The sequence below is a fragment of the Anaerocolumna sp. genome (assembly GCF_032079385.1).
In the GTDB taxonomy this organism is placed as follows: Bacteria; Bacillota; Clostridia; order Lachnospirales; family Lachnospiraceae; genus Anaerocolumna.
In genome coordinates this window covers 1-21423 of the sequence record NZ_DAMAUC010000022.1, presented here as the reverse complement: position 1 = coordinate 21423, position 21423 = coordinate 1, and the positions used below count along the sequence as shown (strand labels likewise).

Sequence of the window (21423 nt, the reverse complement as noted above, 5' to 3'; positions counted from 1 at the left end):
AAATTGCTTTAAGCGATTACTATCGTATTAGAACCATCGAATTCCTCTATGGAACAAGCAATATACAATATCCCCTACTCTCTATGGTCTGGATAACCTATATTAGGCAAAGCGTCAGTTCGTTAATACTGATTTCAATGTAGAAAAACGGTTGTACAAAAGAATAATATCTTTTATAATACAGAAAGATAAACAAAAGAATATGAAGTTAGGAGTTAATAGGATGAAAAAAATCGGAATTATAGGTGCAATGGACGAAGAAGTAAAGCAGCTTAAAGATAAAATGTCAGGGGTTCAGGTAAAGACTAAGGCTTGTATGGATTTTTATTCTGGATCTATTCAGGGTAAGAAAATTGTGGTGGTGCGTTCCGGAATAGGTAAAGTTAATGCAGCAATTTGTACACAGATATTAATTGATGAATTTCAGATTGAAGCGGTAATTAATACTGGTATTGCAGGATCTTTGAAAGCAGAAATTAATATTGGGGATATTGTGTTATCTACGGATGCTCTTCAGCATGATATGGATGTGACTGGATTTGGACATGAGTACGGGGTTATTCCAAGAATGGAGACTTCTACATTCCCTGGGGATAAAGGGTTGATTCAACTTGCTAAAAGGATATGTGAAAATGTAAATACGGATATTAAGGTGTATCTTGGAAGAGTAGTAAGTGGTGACCAGTTTATTGATGATAAAAATAAGAAGAACTGGATTGCGAGCCAGTTCCAGGGATTCTGTACTGAAATGGAAGGGGCGGCTATCGCTCAAACGGCTTATCTGAATCATATTCCATTTTTAATTGTTCGCGCCATATCAGATAAGGCCGATGATAGTGCTAATATGGATTATTATGAATTTGAAGCACAGGCAATCCGTCATACCGTAAATTTAATGACAGGACTTATAGCAGAAATATAGAAACATTTTGAACCAATTTTTTAATAAAATTCATTTATAAATTTAATAGTATATGTATTGGTGAATTAATCAATTAAATTTTTCATAGACAGAAAGTGACAGAATGAGAATTCTTATGCTAAGAAATGGGATTTATTTTATTTCTAAAAGTGGAATATTACTTAATTATGCGATTACATGTCTATGGCTGTCAACCGATTGTTGTCCCCTTTCTCTTTTCAAAGAAATAGTTATTCGTTATAATAACTATAGCTTATGGGAAGAAAGGGGATATTTTTGTGGTGAAAGAACTATTTGATAACAATATTATTATTTACATAATGTGTGGGCTGTTTGGATTTGGAATATTGCTTAAACTTGTATTAAGCCTGATATATTCCGGACTGGTTAGAGCCTCAGAAAATATGGGGTCAGCGAAAAATAAACTGACCCAATTAATGAAGTTAAAGTTTGAAACTTTCTACAAATTGAAGATAGGTGTGAATAATGTGGATATCTTTGTGGATAAGTACGTATATCACCACAAATTCTGTGGAGTTTTGTTATCAACATGGGAAAATATTGGTGGACAAGTTCTGATGCTATGTCTCCTTATTGGCTCTGTTAGCTCGATTCTAGGCCTTATTTATGAATGTGGAAAAACTCAAATTTTGAGTGTGTTCTCTGTGGGTATTATTACAAGTGGATTGTTGATAGTTTTAGAAGGTATCCTAAATTTATCCGGTAAAAAAGAGCTGATTCGGTTAAATATGAAAGATTATCTGGAGAATTTCTTAAAGGTTCGTTTGGAACAACAAGCTCTGTCTCCGGAAATGGTGGAACAATATAAAAAAGAGTATTTGGAAAAAGAGGATAGAGATCCGGTAGCTATGAAGCCAATTATGGCGGTTGCTGATTCTTCCTTTATTATGGTGGAAAAAACCGAGAGTGTGAGTAAGTCCTTTGCTAACAAAGAGAATCGAACTTCCAAAAAGGAAAGAAAAGAACTGGCGCGTATGGAAGCTGCCCAAATCAGAGAGGCGGTAATATTAGAAAAAAAGCGTAGAAAAGAAGAGGGAAAGGAAAGAAAGCTACAATTAAAGTTAGATAAGGAGCAGGCTAAGAAGGATAAAAAGGAAGAAGCAATAGCAAGACGCTTGGAAGAGCAGCGTATAAAAGAAATGAAAAAAGAAGAAACAAAATTAGCTTTGGAACACAAACGCGCTGAAGAACGTGCGGAAATGGAACAAAAAAGGGAAGAATTAAGAAAAGCGGAAGAAAGAAGAAGAGAAGAAAAAATCAGACAGGAAGAAATACGAAAAGCTTTGTTATTAGAAAAACGTATTGCGAAAGAAGATAAGAAAAACCATGGTACGGAGCAAAAGACCATTGCTCAAGAAAGAAAAGAAAACTTGATGAGAGAAATCCAGGAACGACGAGAAGCAGAAAATACAGTTAAGAAACAGAATCAGGAAGAAGAGTTAGGAATGCTTAATGAGAAAGGCAGCAGTGAAAAGGAAGCTCCTATCCTGTATGTAAAAGAACCTACGGATAATATTAAGGAAGCAAAAACTGCTTCCAAAGATAGCATAGCAGAATCGAAAGAAGTAAATTCAAAGGAAAGTATCAATGAATTATTCTCCACCGATGATAAGAAAGAAAGTAGTAAATCCGGAAAACTATATCAGAATAAAACGCAAAACAGAGTGAGCAGCAGCAAGAGAAGAAAAAGTCCGGACCAGTTGGAAGATAAATTAATTGAGGATATTTTGAAAGAATTTTTGGCATAGAATTTTAAATAAGAAATATTACAGGGCTTTTGCAAAATAGATGAGTAATCAGTGATCATCTATGGAGCAAAGGCCCTTTTTTGCTATTTATTCCGTTACCAATACCATAACAGGTATTTTGTTACATATTATAAAGATTGCAAGAAGTTGAGCCGATATACCATATAGTACCAATTACCTATTTTTATAAGATAAAAACATCGTAAAAGGACTTACGATAAGGATTCAAGGAGGATAACATTATGAACACAATATCTCAAACAGACAATATAGCAACATCAAGCTATACATTGGCTGAGACGGTGCAGAAAACATCGAAAGCGAATTATGGTAATACGATAGGTTCACCAGAACTTAGCGAAAAGGCACAAAAGTACTACGAGCAGTTGAAAAAGAAATATTCCAATATGGATTTTATCCTTGTTAGCATGGATAAGAAAGAAGAAGCAAAGGCCAATGCAGGAAAATATGCAAAGGCAAATCGTATGGTAGTACTAATTGACACAGAAAAAATTGAGAAAATGGCTTCGGATGAGAGTTACAGAAAACAGTATGAAGGTATTATTAGCGGTGCGGCAGCCCAGTTATCACAATTAAAGACAAGCCTGGGCAGCCATGCAGAAAGCGTGAAGACTTATGGCATGCAGGTAAATGATAATGGCACAGCTTCTTTCTTTGCGGTAGTTGATAAATCATTGGCAGCACAGAAAAAACGGATTGAGAAGAATTCCGCAAAAAAGGCGGAGGAAAAGAAACAGTCAGAGAAAGCAGCTAAGGAAAAACGGGCAGAAAAGAAAAGAGCAGAGAATAACAGCAAAACAGATACAGGCAATAAAGCAGAAGATGCGGTAACAGTAACCGCCTCATCTATTGCGGAATTGATTCAGAAGATAAATGATGTTTTATATGCAGGTATGAGTGACAATGTCCAAACAGAGAAAGAAAAACAGGTTGGACAGAACCTGGATATCAAAAGCTAAGATTATATGAGAAAGTTAAGAACGCCTGTTGCCTTGGTAATAGAATGTTCGAAACAGGAGGTATAGAATATGTTAAGCATAAATGCAAGTGAAATCAAGAATAAACAGAGTTCCCTTTTTGCCGCAAATAGGTATGCATCAAGTGCTGAGAAAAATCAAGTTGGAAATAATTCCAGGCAGGGTAAAAAGGCCGGTAGTTCCGCAGGAATAGATAGCCTGATTATTTCTACAGAAGGAATAGGATTGCTACAGGGACAAGAGGAAAATGATAATCCTTTCCTGGCTGATGAGAATAATCTGGAAGCATTAATGGAGTCATATCGGGAACAGCTAGAAGCAAGTAACGATGCGAAAGATGGATTTAGAGACATGGCAAAGCTTATGGAAATTGCCAGGAGAATAGCCAAAGGAGACAAGGTCCCTGCAAAGGATGAGAAGAAGCTTATGGAATTTAGTCCGGAACTTTATCAGGCGGCAAAAGCGGCAGCCATGCTCCATGTAAATGAAAAACATAAAAAACATAAATCTATGTTTGACGATGAAGAAAAGAATGACATAAGGAATAAATTAAATAGCCTGGAGCAAGAAGAGATGGCAGCAGCGGAAAGCAGAGAAACGACCGCCGGAGATGGAGTCAGTGATGCAGAAGCATCAACGGTGGAATAGGCTAAGGAAATAAGCTAAGTGAAATAAGCTAAGTGAAATAGACTAAGTGTAATAAACAACATATAAGAGAGTTTATCAGATGAATGAGGTTTAACGAATGGATTTGTTATATTCACATGGCCTCATTATTGATAAACTCTCTTTTAATAAAAGTAACATATAGATAATAAAGTACAAATAAAGCAGATAAGTTTTACTCTCAGTTCATATATTAAAACAAATCTTAAATTATATTTGGGAGTTATTTAAGAATGACTGAGGAAGAAAGAAGAAAAATAATTAGTGAAGATTATGCGGATGCCATTGTGGAATATGCTATTAGCCCGGAAGAATTTTCAAGATATGCAGGTGAAACAATTAATTATGTCAACGATAGATACGCTGTAATCTATGTTCCTAACCCCCGTATACCAGAAAGACTGATCGGTTCCATTGCCTATTCGGTATTACCCAAATTGCATTCCCTGCTGGATTTATCCAGTCTTGAGGAGATGGGGGTAACAAGGCTTCAGGGGGTACCTTATTTATCCATGAAGGGGGAGGGAGTGCTGTTAGGCTTTGTTGATACAGGAATAGATTATCAGAGTCCTTTGTTCCGATATGAGGATGGAACCACCAGAATTGTATCCATATGGGATCAGACAATAGAGAATATGCAGGCTTCTCCTGATATCTTTTATTATGGTACGGAATATACTAGAGAGCAGATTAATCTTGCCCTGGAAAGCGAGACACCATTGGATATCGTACCAAGTACTGATGATTTAGGCCATGGAACGACCTTAGCTGGGCTTGCTGGTGGAACTCCGGATGAGCCGGCAGAATTTTCTGGGGTAGTTCCATTATCAGAATATGTTATTGTAAAATTAAAACATGCAAAAATGGAATTGAGAGATTATTTTGGAGTATCTGAGGATGCAATTTGTTATTCCGAAAGCGATATTATGTTTGGATTGGCATATTTGGTTAATACAGCCAGAAAGATGAATCGCCCCATTGCTATATGTATCGGACTGGGGACCAATCAGGGCAGTCATGAGGGATTAGGGCCCTTAAATGATCTGATATCGTCCTATTCAAGACAAATTGGCATTTCAATTGTTGTTGCCGCAGGAAATGAGGGCAGTGCCAGAAGTCATTTTTTCGGGGAAATTGATAGTGCAATTGGCTATACTCAGGTGGAGTTAAATGTAGGAGAAGATCAGGGGAATTTCTCCATGGAATTATGGGGGAATACTCCGGGTACCTATTCCATTGACATTATTTCTCCCTATGGAGAATATATTCCACGTATTCCAGCGAAATTAGGTGAATTCAGAAACATACGTTTTATTTTTGAATTCACTACTATTTATATTGATTACGTGGTGGTAGAAGCTTGGTCCGGTGATGAACTGATTCTATTCCGCTTTAGAGACCCTACTCCAGGTATATGGAAATTCAGAGTTTATGGAACAAAAATCAATTCAGGATTTCATATATGGCTGCCTGTTCGGGGATTTATCTCAGAAAAAACTTTTTTCCTGTCTCCGGATCCCAATACCACTATAACAGAGCCGGGAAATAGCTTTTATGCTATTACAGTTACGGCATACAATCCTAAAAACCAAAGTCTTTATATTGATGCCAGCAGAGGATACACCCGGTATAATATAATTAATCCGGATTTTGCTGCACCAGGCGTAGAGGTTTTCTCACCTTTGCTTAACGGAAGATATGGATTGACTTCAGGGACTAGTACTGCGGCTGCATTGCTTACAGGAGTTACCGCTATGCTGCTTGAATGGGGAATCATAAATGGTCATAATCGGGCCATAGATACTTATCAGATTAAAAAGTACTTAATCCGTGGGGTGGAAAGGAAACCTACTATAAATTATCCTAATAGGGAATGGGGTTATGGAACTGTAAATATTTATGAGTCTTTTAGAAGTTTAAGCGGAGAGTAATACGAATTCTCATTAAAGCTTTACTAAGAAATCCGATCCAAAGCCATTAAGCTTTTTATAAGGAATTTTCACAGGTTTTAGAATCGAGATAGGTATAAGAAATTTGATTTACGATAACAGGCTGTAACTGTTGACAGCCTGTTATTTTCATTGTATGAACAAAAATAAACAACCGACAAAGCTACCGACAAAGCTGGTGGTCTTGACTTTAATTCATTTGGTACTTTATCAGATGTCAATTCGGAATTATGAATTATCAGGCTTTTGCTAATCAAAAATAAATATCTTTTCTATTGGTGCATTAACAGCTCTTGAAATATCAACTGCCAACTTCAATGAAGGATTGTACTTTCCAGCTTCTACCCGAATAATTGTTTCTCTGCGAACATGGACTAGTTCAGCTAATTTTTCCTGAGATAATCCGGCTGCCTGCCGGTATTCTTTTAGATTACAAATAAATGTAGGCATATCAAAACTCCTTAATGTCTTTCATAATAACAGAATAAAAAAGCATAGATCAGAATAGTTACTGCCCAACCGATTGCACTGATAAGTACAATAGCTTCCCTTGACATAAAGGAATGCGACACGCTAAAACCAATAACAAACAAAGTTAATAGAGAAATTGTTAAGGCTTTTGAACGGGCTTTTGCCGAATTTTCGATGAAACGTTCATCCGGCATTTCTTCTGCTAGTTTACCCATGATAAAATAACTAAAATACGAGAAGAAACAAAACATAAATAAGTTACTGATATCATGGCTTGAGAAATATCTAAAACCACTAAAACCAAAAAAACCTAAAAAACCGAAATACTTATAGCTTTTCTGAGAAAGTTTTATTTCCTTCATTACGACCAACTCCTTTATAGTGATATATTTATCACGTTACAAATATATCACATATCCTTATATTCGTCAATAGAAATATTACTTAAAAATTGGATATATTTGAATGTCAGGAAAAATTAAAGACTTGAAAATTATAATAATTTATAAATAAAATCATATAATTAAAACAAATTAGTAAATCGAGGAATTCATGATTATACATGTTGTACAACCCGGCGAGACGATTTATGATATAGCGGCAGATTACAATGTATCTGTAGTAAGATTGATAGAAGAGAATGGGGTAGTAAATCCTGAGAATCTAGTTGTTGGCCAAACCATTGTGATAGCATATCCAGAGGAGGCCTACATCGCTCAGGAGGGAGACACCTTGGAAGGTATAGCCAGGGCGTTTGGTGTGACCACAATGCAGTTGCTTAGGAATAATCCTTTTCTTTCAGACAGAAATGTTATTTATCAGGGTGAGACAATTATTATTCGCTATGAAACCCAGGGTAATATCTCCATAAATGCATATGCCTATCCTTTCGTAGATAGGAATATACTTAGAAAAACACTGCCTTTTTTAACATATTTAACCATATTTAACTACAGGACTATTAGAGGCGGCGAAATTGTAGGCAGTGATGAAACGGAGGTTATCCAAATTGCGAAAGAATATGGTGTGGCTCCTCTTATGTCTTTATCTACATTAACCTATCAGGGAAGAAGTAATATCGAAGTTGTAAATAGCATCCTGTATGATGAAGAAACTTCAGAGCTTCAAATTAATGCTATTTTGGGCATCTTAAAAGAGAAAGAGTATTATGGGTTAAATTTATCGGTAGTGCATTTAAATCAGCGAAATAGACCGGCTTATGATAATTTTATTACTAAATTATCCTCCCGTTTAAAAGCAGAGGGATTTATATTGTTTGTTACAATATCTCCAAGAATTATAATAACTTCAAATGAAATATCATTTGAAAATCTGGATTACACCGTTATAGGCCAGCAGGCGGATTATATTCAAATCCTATCCTATGGCTGGGGTTCTTCCTTAGGCCCTCCCTCTGCAACAACACCTGCCCATTTGACAGAGCGGCTCCTTGAGGATGCGATTACCATGATACCACCGGAAAAGATATATAGTGGAATCTCCATTATTGGATATGATTGGCGAGGCCCGTATATATTAGGTGTTACAAGGGCGTATGCCCTAACTACTGATGCAGCTATTGAATTAGCCTTACTAACAGGGTCTACTATAAAGTTTGAAGAACAATCTCAGGCCCCATACTATGAGTATTATTCTACTTCTGGAGGAACACAAGTTAGACACATCGTATGGTTTAGTGACGCAAGAACCATTGATTCATTAATAAAGTTTATACCGAAATACGGAATTCAAGGTGCCGGAATCTGGAATATTATGAATTACTTTGATCAAATGTGGCTGGTAATAAATTCTCAATATAGTATCAATAAAGTACTTCCGGAAAGTTAAGAATTAAGATTATCCCAGAAACCGAAACACTGTATATAGCGGATCGCAAAGCTTACATTAATTTCAACGTAATATTCTCACGGGTCTTTTCGTGGAATAAAGTGCGCCACTCCACATCGTCTGCCGGCTCAAAGTGCAGTGCAGAACAAGCTGTATGGAGCTTGCCTTGATTGCTGGTACCAATAAAAATGGCAGTTGGACCATCTGCGCCGCCAATGATTCCGTCACAGAAGATACCACCGGTTTCCAGCGCCTCATTGGGATTAGTATTCTTCTGCCGGGGCTGGTCAGAATGAAGGCAATCTGTGACGGTGAATACGCTATCAGGTAAATCCGGTGAAAGGGTATAGCCCATAATAATATAATGTATGGGAAACTCCTGATTTTGATTGGCAAAATACTTATGGGACATTTCTTGCCGCTCATATTCCACCACGGTCAGAGTATGTTGTGCGCCGGTAATTGGGTGTGCAAGCGCAATGTGCTCACCGGGTGCTGATACGCGGAAGTGAGGTCCAGGCATAGCGACAGGTTCCTGCGTTAGAGTTACGCTGAGGGTAGTTACTTGAGTTTTATGTTTATTCACCCAAGAAAAAGCAGCGCGCTGGATAGCCCAACCATAAGCAGGGCCAAGACTATAATGCTGGACCACACTCTTGGCCTCGGGGCTGTTACCCTCTGGGAAGCAAGGATTCCAGGACACCCAGCAGCCATGGGAGGCTGAAAGGACAGTTCCATTTAAAATAACTTCAGGATTTATATTGATAACCAGTGGATTTTCCTCATCAATCTGTATCTGTTGTTCATCGGTAAATCCAGTTCCATCGTTCTCAATGGAGAGATTCCACTTATCCATAAAGGAGCGGATGTCTTCAGCTGGAATCTGCACACAAAAATCCACAACCAAGCCTTCACTACAAATGTAAATCGCCGGAATATACCAGACCTCATCGTACCAGACAAACTGCCTATTAAGAGAGATCTCCCTGCCGGCTTCTATCTGGTCATGATAATCCCAAAAGCTTCCAAACCAAACCTTCCATTCCGGTATCTTTGGCTTAGCAGGCATCCACTCAGAGCAATCTTTCGTGTATTCAATGCCACTATAGTCAAACTTGCCCTGCAGATCTTTGATATAAGCAAAAGGTTGATCCATAGGCGTAAGAGACAACTTCTCCTGAATGGCATCCAGTACAGCCCGCTGTTCGGCGGTAGGTGGATTGTCTTGTAAAAAGGTATCAAACTGAGCCTCGTTCCAACGGTGTACCTGTTCCAGGGCACTAACATCACCGCAAGCCAGCAGGAGCCGCAGGAAGTCCGTAAAATCTCTTGCCACTGGATGCACATAATTTCCAAAGGTGCTCATAGGGCTGACTGTGAACACCATCTCACCAAAGCTGTGAATGAAGCAGAAGTGGATGCCATCCACGCCGGTCCAGCCAATTATATTTGCATCTTTAGGTGTGCAGAAATAGTTGCTATTGTTTTCGCTGCACCCTAAGCCAAGTATTGCAGTATCGAGATTTAATTCTTTATATCGACGGTAGATCATCATTATTTCTCCTTCCAACCTCTTAGATAAACAAGATAATTAAAATGATGCGTTATTTTCATTTTGAATGTAATATAATACATTCTGGAAATTGAATACTATTCTTAATTATGACAATCATATCATGCATTGCGATAATTTTCACGGATTTAATATAAATTCATTACCACCCCCGAAATAGGACAAAGAGAGTTTCAGAACTATCTTTACAGAGACAGAAGAATAGGCTGCTGCAAAATAGAATATTTTCTTACAGATATAGAGTATAATATTAACCCAATTTCTATATCTGATATCTTGATTCCATTCTGCAACAGCCTATTCTTCTTTGAATAAGGATTCTATAATATTAGCTTAATCTTATGATTGTTAAGGTTGCTCCTGCACCGCCGGAGAGTAAGGTGGCTAAGCCTGCAAGCAGTGGAGGATACATTTGGAGGGTAATAGTAGAGCCAACAGCAAGGTCAATTTCAATTTCATTCTTAAAGTATGAAGTACTGATGATTGGTGTGATAACGGAAGGTGTATAAGTTGCACCATTAATAATCAGTCTTGATCCTAAAAGAAGTGAAAGGGTAGTATTAATCTGATAGGAGATTCGGTATCTGCCAAAAGTATTAACAGTAAAAATAGTATTTCCTGCATTTACTGTAATATCTGGTGAAAATACCTGGTTACTTGGTAAAGGAATTGCAGTACCTCCAATTGCAATTGTTAATGCAGAACCAGTGGTATTGGCGGCAAAGGCATGAGTCTGGGTTAAACTAGGTCCGGATGTACCAGTAGGACCGGCAGGGCCGATAGTGCCCACGGCACCCACAGCACCAGCAGGACCGATACCACCAGCAGGGCCAGTAGAGCCAGTTGTACCGGAAGAGCCCGTAGGACCAGTGGGACCAGTAGCACCTAAGGCACCTATAGCGCCCACAGCACCAATTGCACCGGCAGGACCGGTAGAACCAGTAGCACCAGTAGCGCCGGTAGAGCCGGTAAGACCAGCCGAACCGATAGCACCGGCAGGGCCGACTAAACCGGCAGAGCCAACTGATCCGGTAGGGCCGGCAGGGCCGATTGAACCGGTAGGGCCCGTAGGACCGGTAGCACCGGTAAATGAACCGGTAGGGCCCGTAGCACCAGTAGGACCGGTAGAACCGAGAATTACCGGAGCATTCAAAGCTTGAGCCATTTTAGCATTTAATATCATTTGATTTTCTAGGCTGCTGTTTAACAAATTTTCAACACTTGTATTTGCATTCAGTACATCTTCAATGGTGGCATTGCCGCCGGTTAAGCCGGGTATGGTACCTAATACAAATTGTAATTTTTCACCTTCTGCGTTTATAACATGGCTCATTCCCAGTTCTTCGTAAGCGATAGAAGACAGGATTTGGTTAATAGCATCTCCTCTGGTTATAGGAGGGCTGATAACTGGAAAATTAGGTAGTGACATATTTTATCCCTCCCTTAGCTTAATCTTACTAACATTAGGCTGGCACCACTGGCATTACCTAGTAGTACAGCACCACCAGTAATACCATATAATTGTAAGGAAACAGTACTATTTGCCGTTACGTCCACTATGATTTCGTTAGAAAAGCTGGAAAGAGTCAAAAGTGGTATAATAGTTGATTGTATTAATGGAGTTCCATTTAGCAGAATTCTGCTGCCAAGTGCCAAACCGGCTGTTAAGTTAACTTGATAAGAGATACGATATCTGCCCGGAGTTACTAAAGTAAATATTGTATCTGTGCCATCCACTGTGATGTCAGGAGATAATACCTGATTGTCTGGTAGAGATACTAAAGTTCCGCCAGGCAGTACGGCAATTGTAGTACCCTGGGTATTGGCAGCAAAGCCGGAGGTATCCGTTGCATTTAAGCCGGTAGGGCCGGTAGGACCAGTAGCACCCGTGGCGCCGGTAGCACCCGTAGCACCCGTGGCACCCGTAGCACCGGTGGGACCAACAGCACCTACAGCTCCGGCAGCACCGGTAGGCCCGACGGAACCGGTAGCACCCGTAGCGCCAGTAGCACCAGTAGCGCCAGTAGCACCAGTAGCACCGGTAGGACCAGTAGAGCCGGCAGGACCCACAGCACCAGCAGGACCGTCAGCACCCGTAGGGCCAGTAGCACCAGCAGGGCCGGTAGAGCCAGTGGCACCAGTCGGACCAGTAGGACCGGCAGGACCGATAGCACCGGCAGGACCGGTGGGACCTCCGGCAGGGCCCGCAGCACCGGTAGGACCAGTAGCACCTGTGGGGCCCTGCATCTCAGAAGATGCTAATGCAGCCTGCATTTTATTTTTATAAAAAAGCTGATTATGAGAAATCGTCTCTAACATGGAACGTACATTCTCATTTGCATTTAAAATGTCTTCAATGGTTGCAGGAGGCCCGCTAAGACCAGGTAAAGTACCGAGGATATATTGTAATTTTTCACCTTCCGCATTAATAATATGGCTTAATCCAAGCTCCTCCATTGCAATAGAAGCAAGGATCTGATTAATTACAGATTCACGATCTAGCGGTGGGCTTATATTTGGAAAATTAGGTTGAGACATAAATATCCCCTTTCATTCATAAATATTTTTACGATAATGCTTTTAGTTTCGTGAGTGCCTTTTCGAAATTCGGATTGTAAAGTAGAGCTTGATTGAATGAAATTTTAGCAAGCTTGGTATTGTTCATTTTGGTATAACATTCTCCGAGGTAATAGAAAGCATTGTAAGTTCCTGCTCCGGAGGTTATTAAATACTTAGGGTTGTACTCACCTAATAGAATACAATAAGAAAATGCTTTGGCAGCATCTTCGTATTTTTCTTCCTGATATAACAACAAACCTCTGTAAAAGTGTAAATCTACATAGTCAGGGTATAGTTCAATTGCTTTTTCTATACCTTTATATGCGCTTTCTCGACAAAATGTGCATAATATACTGTATTTTAGTTTATAAATTAAAGCAGGTGGTTTTAAAAGTGACTGCAAAAAGTAAATGATAGATAAATCAATAAATTGCAAAGCCATATCAATTTTATTTAACCGGTATAATTCCACTGCAATATGGTAATGAATCCAAGGATCTGTGGGAGAAGCCTCTTTTTCTTTAGCAAGTATGGATAAGTTCCGTATTATCTTTTCTTCTGTGTATTCAATTAAATAACCAATATGGTGAAGCTCAACAATCTCTAAAATCGGAACCTCCTCCAACACTTCCAGATTATCAGGCATTAATTGTTCATGTATCTTCCCTACGAAACGGAAGCTCTTATCATTTTTGAACAACCTGTAATTATATGAAGTATGATAATTGTAATCGGGAGAATCAATTGAATTATCGTAATGAACCATTTTTATTGAATATAGCTTTGCATCACTTTCCACCATTTCGGATAATCTTTTCTCTGGCTTATTAATCAGGATTTCATCCGCATCCATCCAAAATATCCAATCACAAGCTGCTTTACTGATGCTAAAATTACGGGCATCGCTAAAATCTTCGCTCCATGGATAGTCATATAATTGCACGGGAAATGCTTCGCAGATCTTCTTTGTATTATCCGTAGAGCCGGTGTCTATAATAATAATTTCATCCACATAGGGTGAGATGCTTTCTAAGCAGTTTTTTATGTTTTTTTCTTCATTTTTAACAATCATGCATAGGCTAACACTATTCATAAATCAGACTTTCCTTTCATTCATTGTACTTTATTTTATGTATGAAGAAATTCAAAGTTACTATATTGATAGAAAATATGTAATTTTGTCAAAAAATCAAAGATTTTGTTCACTTTTCTTTTTTATTTTCATATGATGTAGCAAATAAAATTTTGAACTGTAAAAGGTATTGTAATACTTTGGAGGGATTGCAAGTGGTAACAATAAGTTTATGTATGATTGTTAAAAATGAAGAACAGACAATTGGGCGGTGCCTAAATTTATTTGCCAGTATTGTAGATGAGATTATTATTGTAGATACCGGCTCCACAGACCGAACCAAGGAAATTTGTTTGGATTATACAAATAAAGTTTTTGATTTTGATTGGATCGATGACTTTTCTGCTGCCCGTAACTATGCTTACAGTTTTGCAACTATGGATTATATTATGTGGGTGGATGCAGATGATGTGATTTTAGTAGAAGATCTTCAGAAATTCATGGATTTAAAGCATACACTAGATACATATGTGGATGTAGTAATGATGAAGTACAATACAGGATTAGATATTAGAGGCAATTCAACCTTTTCTTTTTACAGAGAGAGATTAACAAAAAGAAAGAATAATTATACATGGAAAGAACCAGTACATGAATATCTGGAGATATTCGGTAACATTAAGCACTGTGATATTTCTATAACTCATGGGAAGATTCATAAAGAGAGAGACAATTTACGCAATATAAAGATTTATGAAGCACAAATCCATAATAACATCCCTTTAACAACAAGAGGACATTACTATTATGCCAGGGAATTAAAGGGACTCGATAGATATGAGGATGCAATAACTCATTTTGAGATATTTTTAGAAGGAAATAAGGGATGGAAAGAAGATAATATAGCAGCTTGTCAGGAGCTGGCAAAATGCTATATTGAAGTTGAAAATAGAATAAAGGCATTGGAAACTTTATTTCGCAGCTTTATCTATGATTTACCCAGGGCGGAAACATGCTGTCTGATCGGTTATTATTATCAGGATATGGAGGACTACAAACGATCTTTGTTTTGGTTTGAGTTTATTTTAACCTTACAAAAAAGTGATGATATATTGGGGTTTGTACAGCACGATTGTTGGGATTACACTCCCTTTATTGAATGTGCTGTGTGTTACGATAAACTAGGTGATTATGAAAAGGCAGAATATTATAATAATAAGGCCTTAGAAATAAAACCTCAGTCTGCGCAGGCATTACTGAATAAAAAGTATTTTGAAGAAAAAAATAAGTTAAGGAAGGAGGATTAATTATGTCAATGCCAACCTTCCCGCCTATCAGTCCTGAAATAACACGGGAAAAAGCATTAAATATGATATTAGCCTCTATTGCAATGGAAGAATTGGGCCTTAGCCATATTATGAATGCAGAAGGTGAAAAGATACAATATATAATAAATGAATTAAAGTGCAATACGGGGGACGGTGCTACAGTAGAAGATGTTCTTAGTATTAATAAAAGCGTGGAATCTCTTCTTAATATGCTGATGCAAAATCAAATATTTCTAAAAGGAAAAATGGAAAGTGTTTTAGAAATTATGGAACGAGATTTAGGACCCACCGGACCTGCCGGACCAACGGGGCCGCCGGGGCCAAAAGGACCGCCAGGGCCCAAAGGGGCTACAGGAGCAAAGGGACCGATGGGCCCAAAAGGAACTACAGGAGCGACGGGACCCACGGGAGCCACAGGGGCTGTTGGTGCAAGGGGACCGATGGGGCACAAAGGAGAAACAGGAGCAACAGGACCGAAAGGGGCTACAGGAGATAAAGGAGACAAAGGAGATAAAGGACCTCAGGGACCACCGGGCATTGCTTCTAATAAGGGATTAGCTTCTTTTATAGGAGCCGACTGTGACTATACCTGGAGGATGCATCGGGCATATCCTTGGATATGCGATTTTAGCAGGGGAAATAATATTTCACATGGTGATTCGACCAGTGGGGAAATTATTCTTATGCCAAATAAATACTATCAAGTTTTCTGTACCATTAATATATTGGATGTTTGCAATATAAAGAAAAATATAACAATCGGAATTGATCTAAACGATCACAATATCATCTATTATCACCTGCCACTTAATAACTGTGTTAACATGCCTGTCACTTTTTCTGCTAATGGATTATTAATTAATACAGTTGAATGTACCGCACCTTCCATATTATCTATAAAATTATTGTCCCATGATAGTATAAATACGTCAAAAGCATATTTATCCATTGTGGAATTATAATGTAGTAATTAAATTGCTTACATCTGATATAATCTTTTGTATATGGAGATAAGATTCTTTTGACTCTACGGAGCGTTTATTGTATATTCTAATACTATCAATTATTATGCAATATAGGAGGTAAGACAATTGGATAATAAAAAAGTCGGGGCATTGTTATACCGCCTTCGTAAAGAAAAACAAATGACGCAAAAGCAGATTGCGGATATGATGAATTTAAGTGATAAAACAATTTCAAAATGGGAACGAGGTTTAGGGTGCCCTGATATATCGCTGCTGGGAGAACTTTCTAATATATTTGATGTTAATATCGAAAGACTTTTGGCTGGAGATTTGGAGCCAAATAGTATGGAATCCGGTAATATGAAGCGAATTAAGTTTTATGTATGCCCGAATTGCAAAAGTGTAATTACAGGCATGGGTAATGCTGTTATTTCTTGCTGCGGGCGGAAATTACTCCCCCTTGTTCCCCAATTGGCTGATGATAAGCATATGGTAAAGATTGACGATCTGGAAGGTGAATATTACATCACGTTTACCCACGAAATGAATAAAGTCCATTATATTTCCTTTATTGCATACGTTACAAGCGACTGCATTTTGCTTACTAAACTCTATCCAGAACAAACAGCGGCAGTGCGATTCCCCAAAATAAATGGGAGCAGGCTTAAACAAAAGTACGGCGGTAATTTGTACTTTTATTGTAATAAACATGGGCTTTGGGTTTTATAAATAAAAGCTTTATAAGTGATTGCTTTTTTGCTTATTTGCTCAATATAATCAAAGCATATGTATTGTTAGAAAGAAGGTAAGTATTTATGGAAAAGCTTTCGAGAAAAGAATTAAAAGAACAGTATAAAAATAGAGTAGTAATTGGCGGAGTATATAGTATTAAATGTGATGCAACTGGTCGTACGTGGATCAAATCAACTAAGGATATGGAAAGCGCTAAAAGGCGTTTTGAATTTATGATTGAAACAAATATGTGTCCGGAAATGAGTATGAATCCAGAATGGAATCAGTATGGCTCAAAAACATTTTCTTTTGCTGTGCTGGAAGAATTAAAAAAGGGAGAAACACAAACAGAGCGGGAGTTTTCAGATGACATTGATGCTTTGTTGGAAATGTGGATAGAAAACCAAAACAGTAATATATAAGATGGGGATACTAAAATGGAACATAAAATTAATATAAAGAGATTTCTTGATGATTCAAATAGAATAATTCAATTACCCAAAAATAATAAGACACGCTTTGCTGTACTGGAGTATTTATCAGAGAAATTTGAGACAAATTGCACCTATACGGAAAAAGAGGTTAATAACATCTGTAATGAATGGCATACCTTTGGGGACTACTTTGTTTTACGGCGGGAATTAGTGGACAACGGTTTGCTATGCCGGGAGGCAGATGGCTCCCGCTATTGGAAAACTCAAATAAATCAAAAGGACAATGTTTAGGACAACTTTAGCCTTCTTTATTAGAAAATTTGGTAAGAATAATATAGTTCTTGACTTAAAATTTTTATTCAATTACCATAGTTTATAGAGATAGCGCTACCTCTTAATATGATTTAGGAGGGTGATTTTATGTATCACAGAAAATTTAAAGGGACACATTATGAAGCAGGATATAAGTGGGGAAACACATTATTAAAGTTTGGGAAAAAACTTGATAATTGTCCTACCTTCGAATTAACAGAAGATAGATATTTCTTTGCAAAGGAATGTGAAAAGGAATATAAAAAATATTTTCCGGAATTACTGGAAGAAATTCAAGGGATTGCGGATGGAAATGAAGTGCCTGTGGAGACGCTTCAAGCATTGCTATTCAGCATGTACTGTTTTGAGTTTGACAATAAATGTACATGCTTTGCATTTAAGACGGATAAGGAGATCTTATTTGCCAGAAACAGTGACTTTTTAGTTGATTTAGAGAAACTATATATGAACTGTATTTATAACCTGAAAGACAGTTATTCTTTTAATGGGAATACTACTGCATTTGTACAGATGGAAGATGGTGTGAACGAACATGGACTGGCCGTGGGGCTTACTTTTATATACCCCAAGATAAGAAAGCCGGGGTTTAATTCAGGCATGTTGGTAAGATATCTTTTGGAAAAGTGCAGGACAACAGACGAAGCAATTGCGAAGCTGTACCAATTACCCATTGCTTCAGCCCAAACCATAACCATTGCAGATAAATACGGAGAACTTGCAGTTGTTGAATGCAATCCAGAAGATATAGTAGTTATCAAACCGGAGGCCGGTGAGAGGTTTGTGGCAGCCACGAATAATTTCAATTCGGAGCAGATGCAGCAGTATAGAAATACCACCATTGACGATTGGCGTTCTCATGACCGATATAAAACAGTTTATAATGCATTAAAGGGAAAACAAGAATTATATTCTGTTGAATATGCAAAATCAATATTGTCCGGAAAGTATGGTTTTATATGTCAGTATGATCGTAAGAAGAATGCAGATACGGTATGGTCTGTTGTTTATGACTTAAAACGCAAACAAATATGGAGAGTGGAAGGTAATCCCTCCAGGAAACCGTTTAAGGAAGATGTCAGAATGAAATTGTTATAAATCCGGTGGATTTAAACAAAATATAACCATTGGTTAATTATTATGAATAAAACATGATAATAGTTCACTTGTTGAAAATGAAGGTCTTTGCTATTCTATATTTAGCAAGGACCTTAGCTATTTTAGCAGATTGGAGATGCGAAACATGAGAATAAATGAAGTAATCCGTAAATATAGGAAAGCAGCAAATCTTACTCAGGAACAAGTGGCTAATTATCTTGGAGTAACAGCGCCTGCGGTAAATAAGTGGGAGAATGGCATATCTATGCAAGATAAAGAGCGAAGTTTGGAGGCAATGGAAAAGTTGGTGTGGGAAATAGATTCCATTGAGAAAGCTGCAAGATCAGATTTGTATAAGCATATGAAAATGAAGGTATCATCTAACATGGGTGAAGTAAAAAAGATGATAAAAAGAGGGCTGGAGAGTGATGAAGAAGTGGATTTCTTAAGGGAGGAACCGCGTTTTAAGTCAATTATCGGATTGTTAAAGTAAAATCGTCCCAAATCTAATTCAATTAAATTACCTATTGACTCTCACATTATGGTATACTCTAAAATAAATATGAGCTCAAAAAACACATATATGTGAGGATATAAAAATGCTGAAAATAGGTGATTTTTCAAAACTATCAAGGATTAGTATACGGATGCTGCGTTATTATGATGACGATATAATAGGACTATACCAAGGAAGCCCGAAAACAAAGGGTTTCGCCGGTATAGTCCTATTTTTTAACCCTGAAAAGGGAATCTATCGTCAGACGGGAGGTAATACGGCGTCATTTCTGAAATACATTCTTCTGGACACACCGCCCTCTATGGGGATGCTGACCATCTTATCATTTTATAAGAAATATTATAAAAGTATTTAAACTATGTCAACAAATATTTACATTAATGTAAATATTTGTTGACATATTGTGAAAATTATGGTTTAATGATATTGTAATAAAATACAATGTCATTAATTTATAACATAAATATTGATAGTTCTTAGGGGACTACAATAAAAATTAGAAAAGAGGAGGTAATTCCATTGGTGATTTAATTGTTGTGAGTCTTAGAGTGTAAAAACTGCTTTTCTAATTAAACAAGAGGTTCATTAACGACCGAGAATATTGATAAAGTATTTAACTCGAATTATTAACAAATCGAAAAAATAGTTGGGAGGAAGATTATGAAGGCAAGAAAATTAATTCCATTATTACTTAGCATTATAATGATACTTTCATCGACATCTGTAGGCTTTGCTGCTGAGTCGAGTGGCATAGCAACAAATCAAGCTGGCATTTCGACACAAGGACAAGCTATAGATATCGATAATGAAACAGGATATACTATTGAAGAACTAAAAGGTATGGAGCAGTTTGATACGGCTTTCTTAATAAATCAAAGCAGAGCAAGCGAATATTATCAGAAGCTCGTCCAGTCATTCAATGCAACTGGAATACTTAAAGCAACTAACTTTCCTGAATATTATGGTGGGGCTTACATTAACGATGAGGGGAAATTGGTTATCAATGTAACAAGTAATACTGCCAGTATCAGTCAAAACTTAAAAAAAAGAATTGGAACTGATGAGTTTCTTCTTAAACCCTGCAAGCATTCGTATAGCAAGTTAACTAGCATTATGGATACTTTAAATACTTATAAGCTTAAGGAAGCAGACAGTCCAATTTCTGCGAATTTTAATTCCTATGCTTTACTTGATGATCAAAACAGTGTAGTTGTATATCTTGACGAATATAGTCAAGAACAAATAGATATGTTTAAAAAGCAGGTTCTAGATTCTTCTGCGATAGAATTTAGAAAGTCAGCTGGTGAAATCCAAGACGAAATTAATGTTAATCCTGGTTCTAGTATAACCTCGGGTAGCAGTGGGGGATCCATGGGATATAGGGCTAAGCTGGGAGGTGTAGCTGGAATTGTTACTGCTGGTCATCTTGCTTCTTTAAATGATGACATAGAAAAAAGTGGCACTGTTTTTGCAACAGTTACGGCCTATCAAGAATCTGGTACAGTTGATGCATCATTCGCCGAGATTACAGATTCTAGTTACACTCCAACAAATACACTTGATGGAACCAGTAACACTCTATCCACTACGATAAGTGAACCGGGTGTTGGCACGGTAATTAATAAGATAGGAGCTTCTACTGGACAAACTTCAGGGAAAGTACTTTCTATAAATGCTTCGCTGACAGTTGGCGGAGTAACCTTTACAAATCTTACTAGTGCTGATTACACAAGTGCTCCTGGCGATAGTGGTGGTATAGTTTACTCATATATATCTTCAACAAATACAAGATTAACATTAGGCATTCATAAAGCTGCTAGTGGTACAACACGTTATTATGTCAAGGCAAATGAAATCAATTCTGCTTTGGGAACATCACGTTACTAAGTCTGAGCAAACGAAAGAATTGGTGTAATAAGTATTACATCGATTCTTTCGTTATTCATTATTAATAGTAACCAGACGAAAAAACTCTTAAATTTTGCTTCTTTTATTATGACTATTTAACTTGGTTGAGTAAATCGAATACAGATGATTATACTATGAGGTATAAAAGTAAGTGAATAAACAGCCATTGTCCGTTAATATTAAGTGGACTTTAAATCAGTTGAAAAATTTGAAAAATTAAATTTTGGTCACTTGTCAAGGTAAGTTCTAGTTTGTCAAAGTAAATTCAGGTCTGGAACAGGAGG

General features: G+C 37.5%; 19 protein-coding genes and 2 pseudogenes. 15 read left to right on the top strand and 6 right to left on the bottom strand.

The window, feature by feature from the left end; translation table 11 throughout:
- The first annotated feature begins 223 nt into the window (after window positions 1-223).
- The 5 genes from RT261_RS15845 (at window position 224) to RT261_RS15825 (ending at window position 6286) form a co-directional block, all read left to right on the top strand.
- Window positions 224-922 carry a 5'-methylthioadenosine/adenosylhomocysteine nucleosidase gene (locus RT261_RS15845; protein WP_313133921.1) on the top strand — a complete coding sequence of 233 codons (699 nt, stop codon included), beginning with the start codon at window positions 224-226 and terminating at the stop codon, window positions 920-922.
- Window positions 923-1200: 278 nt separating this feature from the next.
- Window positions 1201-2691, top strand: coding sequence for a hypothetical protein (locus RT261_RS15840; protein ID WP_313133920.1), 1491 nt, complete (start codon window positions 1201-1203; stop codon window positions 2689-2691).
- A gap of 242 nt (window positions 2692-2933) precedes the next feature.
- On the top strand, window positions 2934-3671 hold the full coding sequence (locus RT261_RS15835; RefSeq protein ID WP_313133919.1) for a DUF6033 family protein: 738 nt from the start codon (window positions 2934-2936) through the stop codon (window positions 3669-3671).
- Between the two features lie 69 nt (window positions 3672-3740).
- Window positions 3741-4337, top strand: a complete 597-nt coding sequence (locus RT261_RS15830; RefSeq protein ID WP_313133918.1) for a hypothetical protein — start codon at window positions 3741-3743, stop codon at window positions 4335-4337.
- Window positions 4338-4588: 251 nt separating this feature from the next.
- Window positions 4589-6286 (top strand): S8 family peptidase, encoded by a 1698-nt coding sequence (locus RT261_RS15825; protein ID WP_313133917.1) that lies wholly within the window; start codon window positions 4589-4591, stop codon window positions 6284-6286.
- Between the two features lie 267 nt (window positions 6287-6553).
- Here the strand turns inward: RT261_RS15825 and RT261_RS15820 are convergent, their stop codons facing one another.
- Entirely contained in the window at window positions 6554-6754 is a 201-nt protein-coding gene (locus tag RT261_RS15820) for a helix-turn-helix transcriptional regulator (RefSeq protein ID WP_313133914.1), read from the bottom strand.
- 11 nt (window positions 6755-6765) lie between these two features.
- A complete protein-coding gene (locus RT261_RS15815; RefSeq protein ID WP_313133913.1) occupies window positions 6766-7137 on the bottom strand; it encodes a DUF3796 domain-containing protein in 372 nt (123 codons plus the stop codon).
- 190 nt (window positions 7138-7327) lie between these two features.
- Between RT261_RS15815 and RT261_RS15810 the strand changes: the two genes are divergently transcribed.
- Window positions 7328-8623: a LysM peptidoglycan-binding domain-containing protein gene (locus RT261_RS15810; RefSeq protein WP_313133911.1), complete on the top strand. Its 1296-nt coding sequence runs from the start codon at window positions 7328-7330 to the stop codon at window positions 8621-8623.
- Window positions 8624-8675: 52 nt separating this feature from the next.
- Here RT261_RS15810 and RT261_RS15805 read toward each other — a convergent pair whose 3' ends face one another.
- The 4 genes from RT261_RS15805 to RT261_RS15790 all read right to left on the bottom strand — a co-directional run bounded on the left by RT261_RS15805 (window position 8676) and on the right by RT261_RS15790 (window position 13827).
- Complete coding sequence (locus RT261_RS15805; RefSeq protein WP_313133910.1) at window positions 8676-10178, bottom strand: hypothetical protein; 1503 nt, start codon at window positions 10176-10178, stop codon at window positions 8676-8678.
- 346 nt (window positions 10179-10524) lie between these two features.
- On the bottom strand, window positions 10525-11625 hold the full coding sequence (locus tag RT261_RS15800) for a BclA C-terminal domain-containing protein (protein ID WP_313133908.1): 1101 nt from the start codon (window positions 11623-11625) through the stop codon (window positions 10525-10527).
- A 14-nt stretch (window positions 11626-11639) separates the two neighbouring features.
- On the bottom strand, window positions 11640-12734 hold the full coding sequence (locus tag RT261_RS15795) for a BclA C-terminal domain-containing protein (protein WP_313133907.1): 1095 nt from the start codon (window positions 12732-12734) through the stop codon (window positions 11640-11642).
- 28 nt (window positions 12735-12762) lie between these two features.
- The gene (locus tag RT261_RS15790; RefSeq protein WP_313133905.1) at window positions 12763-13827 is read right to left on the bottom strand and encodes a glycosyltransferase; all 1065 of its coding nucleotides are present in this window, start codon (window positions 13825-13827) and stop codon (window positions 12763-12765) included.
- A gap of 215 nt (window positions 13828-14042) precedes the next feature.
- Between RT261_RS15790 and RT261_RS15785 the strand changes: the two genes are divergently transcribed.
- The 9 genes and pseudogenes from RT261_RS15785 to RT261_RS15745 all read left to right on the top strand — a co-directional run bounded on the left by RT261_RS15785 (window position 14043) and on the right by RT261_RS15745 (window position 21118).
- Complete coding sequence (locus tag RT261_RS15785; protein ID WP_313133904.1) at window positions 14043-15134, top strand: glycosyltransferase; 1092 nt, start codon at window positions 14043-14045, stop codon at window positions 15132-15134.
- 2 nt (window positions 15135-15136) lie between these two features.
- Window positions 15137-16117, top strand: coding sequence for a hypothetical protein (locus RT261_RS15780; RefSeq protein ID WP_313133903.1), 981 nt, complete (start codon window positions 15137-15139; stop codon window positions 16115-16117).
- 129 nt (window positions 16118-16246) lie between these two features.
- Window positions 16247-16849 (top strand): helix-turn-helix domain-containing protein, encoded by a 603-nt coding sequence (locus tag RT261_RS15775; RefSeq protein WP_313133902.1) that lies wholly within the window; start codon window positions 16247-16249, stop codon window positions 16847-16849.
- An 86-nt stretch (window positions 16850-16935) separates the two neighbouring features.
- A complete protein-coding gene (locus RT261_RS15770; protein ID WP_313133900.1) occupies window positions 16936-17274 on the top strand; it encodes a GIY-YIG nuclease family protein in 339 nt (112 codons plus the stop codon).
- Window positions 17275-17289: 15 nt separating this feature from the next.
- Window positions 17290-17577 carry a DUF2087 domain-containing protein gene (locus RT261_RS15765; protein WP_313133899.1) on the top strand — a complete coding sequence of 96 codons (288 nt, stop codon included), beginning with the start codon at window positions 17290-17292 and terminating at the stop codon, window positions 17575-17577.
- Between the two features lie 129 nt (window positions 17578-17706).
- Entirely contained in the window at window positions 17707-18714 is a 1008-nt protein-coding gene (locus RT261_RS15760) for a C45 family peptidase (RefSeq protein WP_313133898.1), read from the top strand.
- Between the two features lie 145 nt (window positions 18715-18859).
- Window positions 18860-18988 (top strand): annotated as a pseudogene (locus RT261_RS21035) (helix-turn-helix domain-containing protein); the annotation flags it as partial.
- Window positions 18989-19313: 325 nt separating this feature from the next.
- Window positions 19314-19397: pseudogene (locus RT261_RS21180) on the top strand (MerR family DNA-binding transcriptional regulator); the annotation flags it as partial.
- A 494-nt stretch (window positions 19398-19891) separates the two neighbouring features.
- Window positions 19892-21118, top strand: a complete 1227-nt coding sequence (locus RT261_RS15745; protein ID WP_313133894.1) for a S1 family peptidase — start codon at window positions 19892-19894, stop codon at window positions 21116-21118.
- The last annotated feature ends 305 nt before the right edge of the window (window positions 21119-21423 follow it).

What these genes read in the sequence shown, in the direction of transcription:
- RT261_RS15845 (WP_313133921.1), top strand. Translation starts at nt 224, where the DNA reads ATGAAAAAAATCGGAATTATAGGTGCAATGGACGAAGAAGTAAAGCAG.
- RT261_RS15835 (WP_313133919.1), top strand. Translation starts at nt 2,934, where the DNA reads ATGAACACAATATCTCAAACAGACAATATAGCAACATCAAGCTATACA.
- RT261_RS15830 (WP_313133918.1), top strand. Translation starts at nt 3,741, where the DNA reads ATGTTAAGCATAAATGCAAGTGAAATCAAGAATAAACAGAGTTCCCTT.
- RT261_RS15825 (WP_313133917.1), top strand. Translation starts at nt 4,589, where the DNA reads ATGACTGAGGAAGAAAGAAGAAAAATAATTAGTGAAGATTATGCGGAT.
- RT261_RS15820 (WP_313133914.1), bottom strand. Translation starts at nt 6,754, where the DNA reads ATGCCTACATTTATTTGTAATCTAAAAGAATACCGGCAGGCAGCCGGA.
- RT261_RS15815 (WP_313133913.1), bottom strand. Translation starts at nt 7,137, where the DNA reads ATGAAGGAAATAAAACTTTCTCAGAAAAGCTATAAGTATTTCGGTTTT.
- RT261_RS15810 (WP_313133911.1), top strand. Translation starts at nt 7,328, where the DNA reads ATGATTATACATGTTGTACAACCCGGCGAGACGATTTATGATATAGCG.
- RT261_RS15805 (WP_313133910.1), bottom strand. Translation starts at nt 10,178, where the DNA reads ATGATGATCTACCGTCGATATAAAGAATTAAATCTCGATACTGCAATA.
- RT261_RS15800 (WP_313133908.1), bottom strand. Translation starts at nt 11,625, where the DNA reads ATGTCACTACCTAATTTTCCAGTTATCAGCCCTCCTATAACCAGAGGA.
- RT261_RS15795 (WP_313133907.1), bottom strand. Translation starts at nt 12,734, where the DNA reads ATGTCTCAACCTAATTTTCCAAATATAAGCCCACCGCTAGATCGTGAA.
- RT261_RS15790 (WP_313133905.1), bottom strand. Translation starts at nt 13,827, where the DNA reads ATGATTGTTAAAAATGAAGAAAAAAACATAAAAAACTGCTTAGAAAGC.
- RT261_RS15780 (WP_313133903.1), top strand. Translation starts at nt 15,137, where the DNA reads ATGTCAATGCCAACCTTCCCGCCTATCAGTCCTGAAATAACACGGGAA.
- RT261_RS15770 (WP_313133900.1), top strand. Translation starts at nt 16,936, where the DNA reads ATGGAAAAGCTTTCGAGAAAAGAATTAAAAGAACAGTATAAAAATAGA.
- RT261_RS15765 (WP_313133899.1), top strand. Translation starts at nt 17,290, where the DNA reads ATGGAACATAAAATTAATATAAAGAGATTTCTTGATGATTCAAATAGA.
- RT261_RS15760 (WP_313133898.1), top strand. Translation starts at nt 17,707, where the DNA reads ATGTATCACAGAAAATTTAAAGGGACACATTATGAAGCAGGATATAAG.
- RT261_RS15745 (WP_313133894.1), top strand. Translation starts at nt 19,892, where the DNA reads ATGAAGGCAAGAAAATTAATTCCATTATTACTTAGCATTATAATGATA.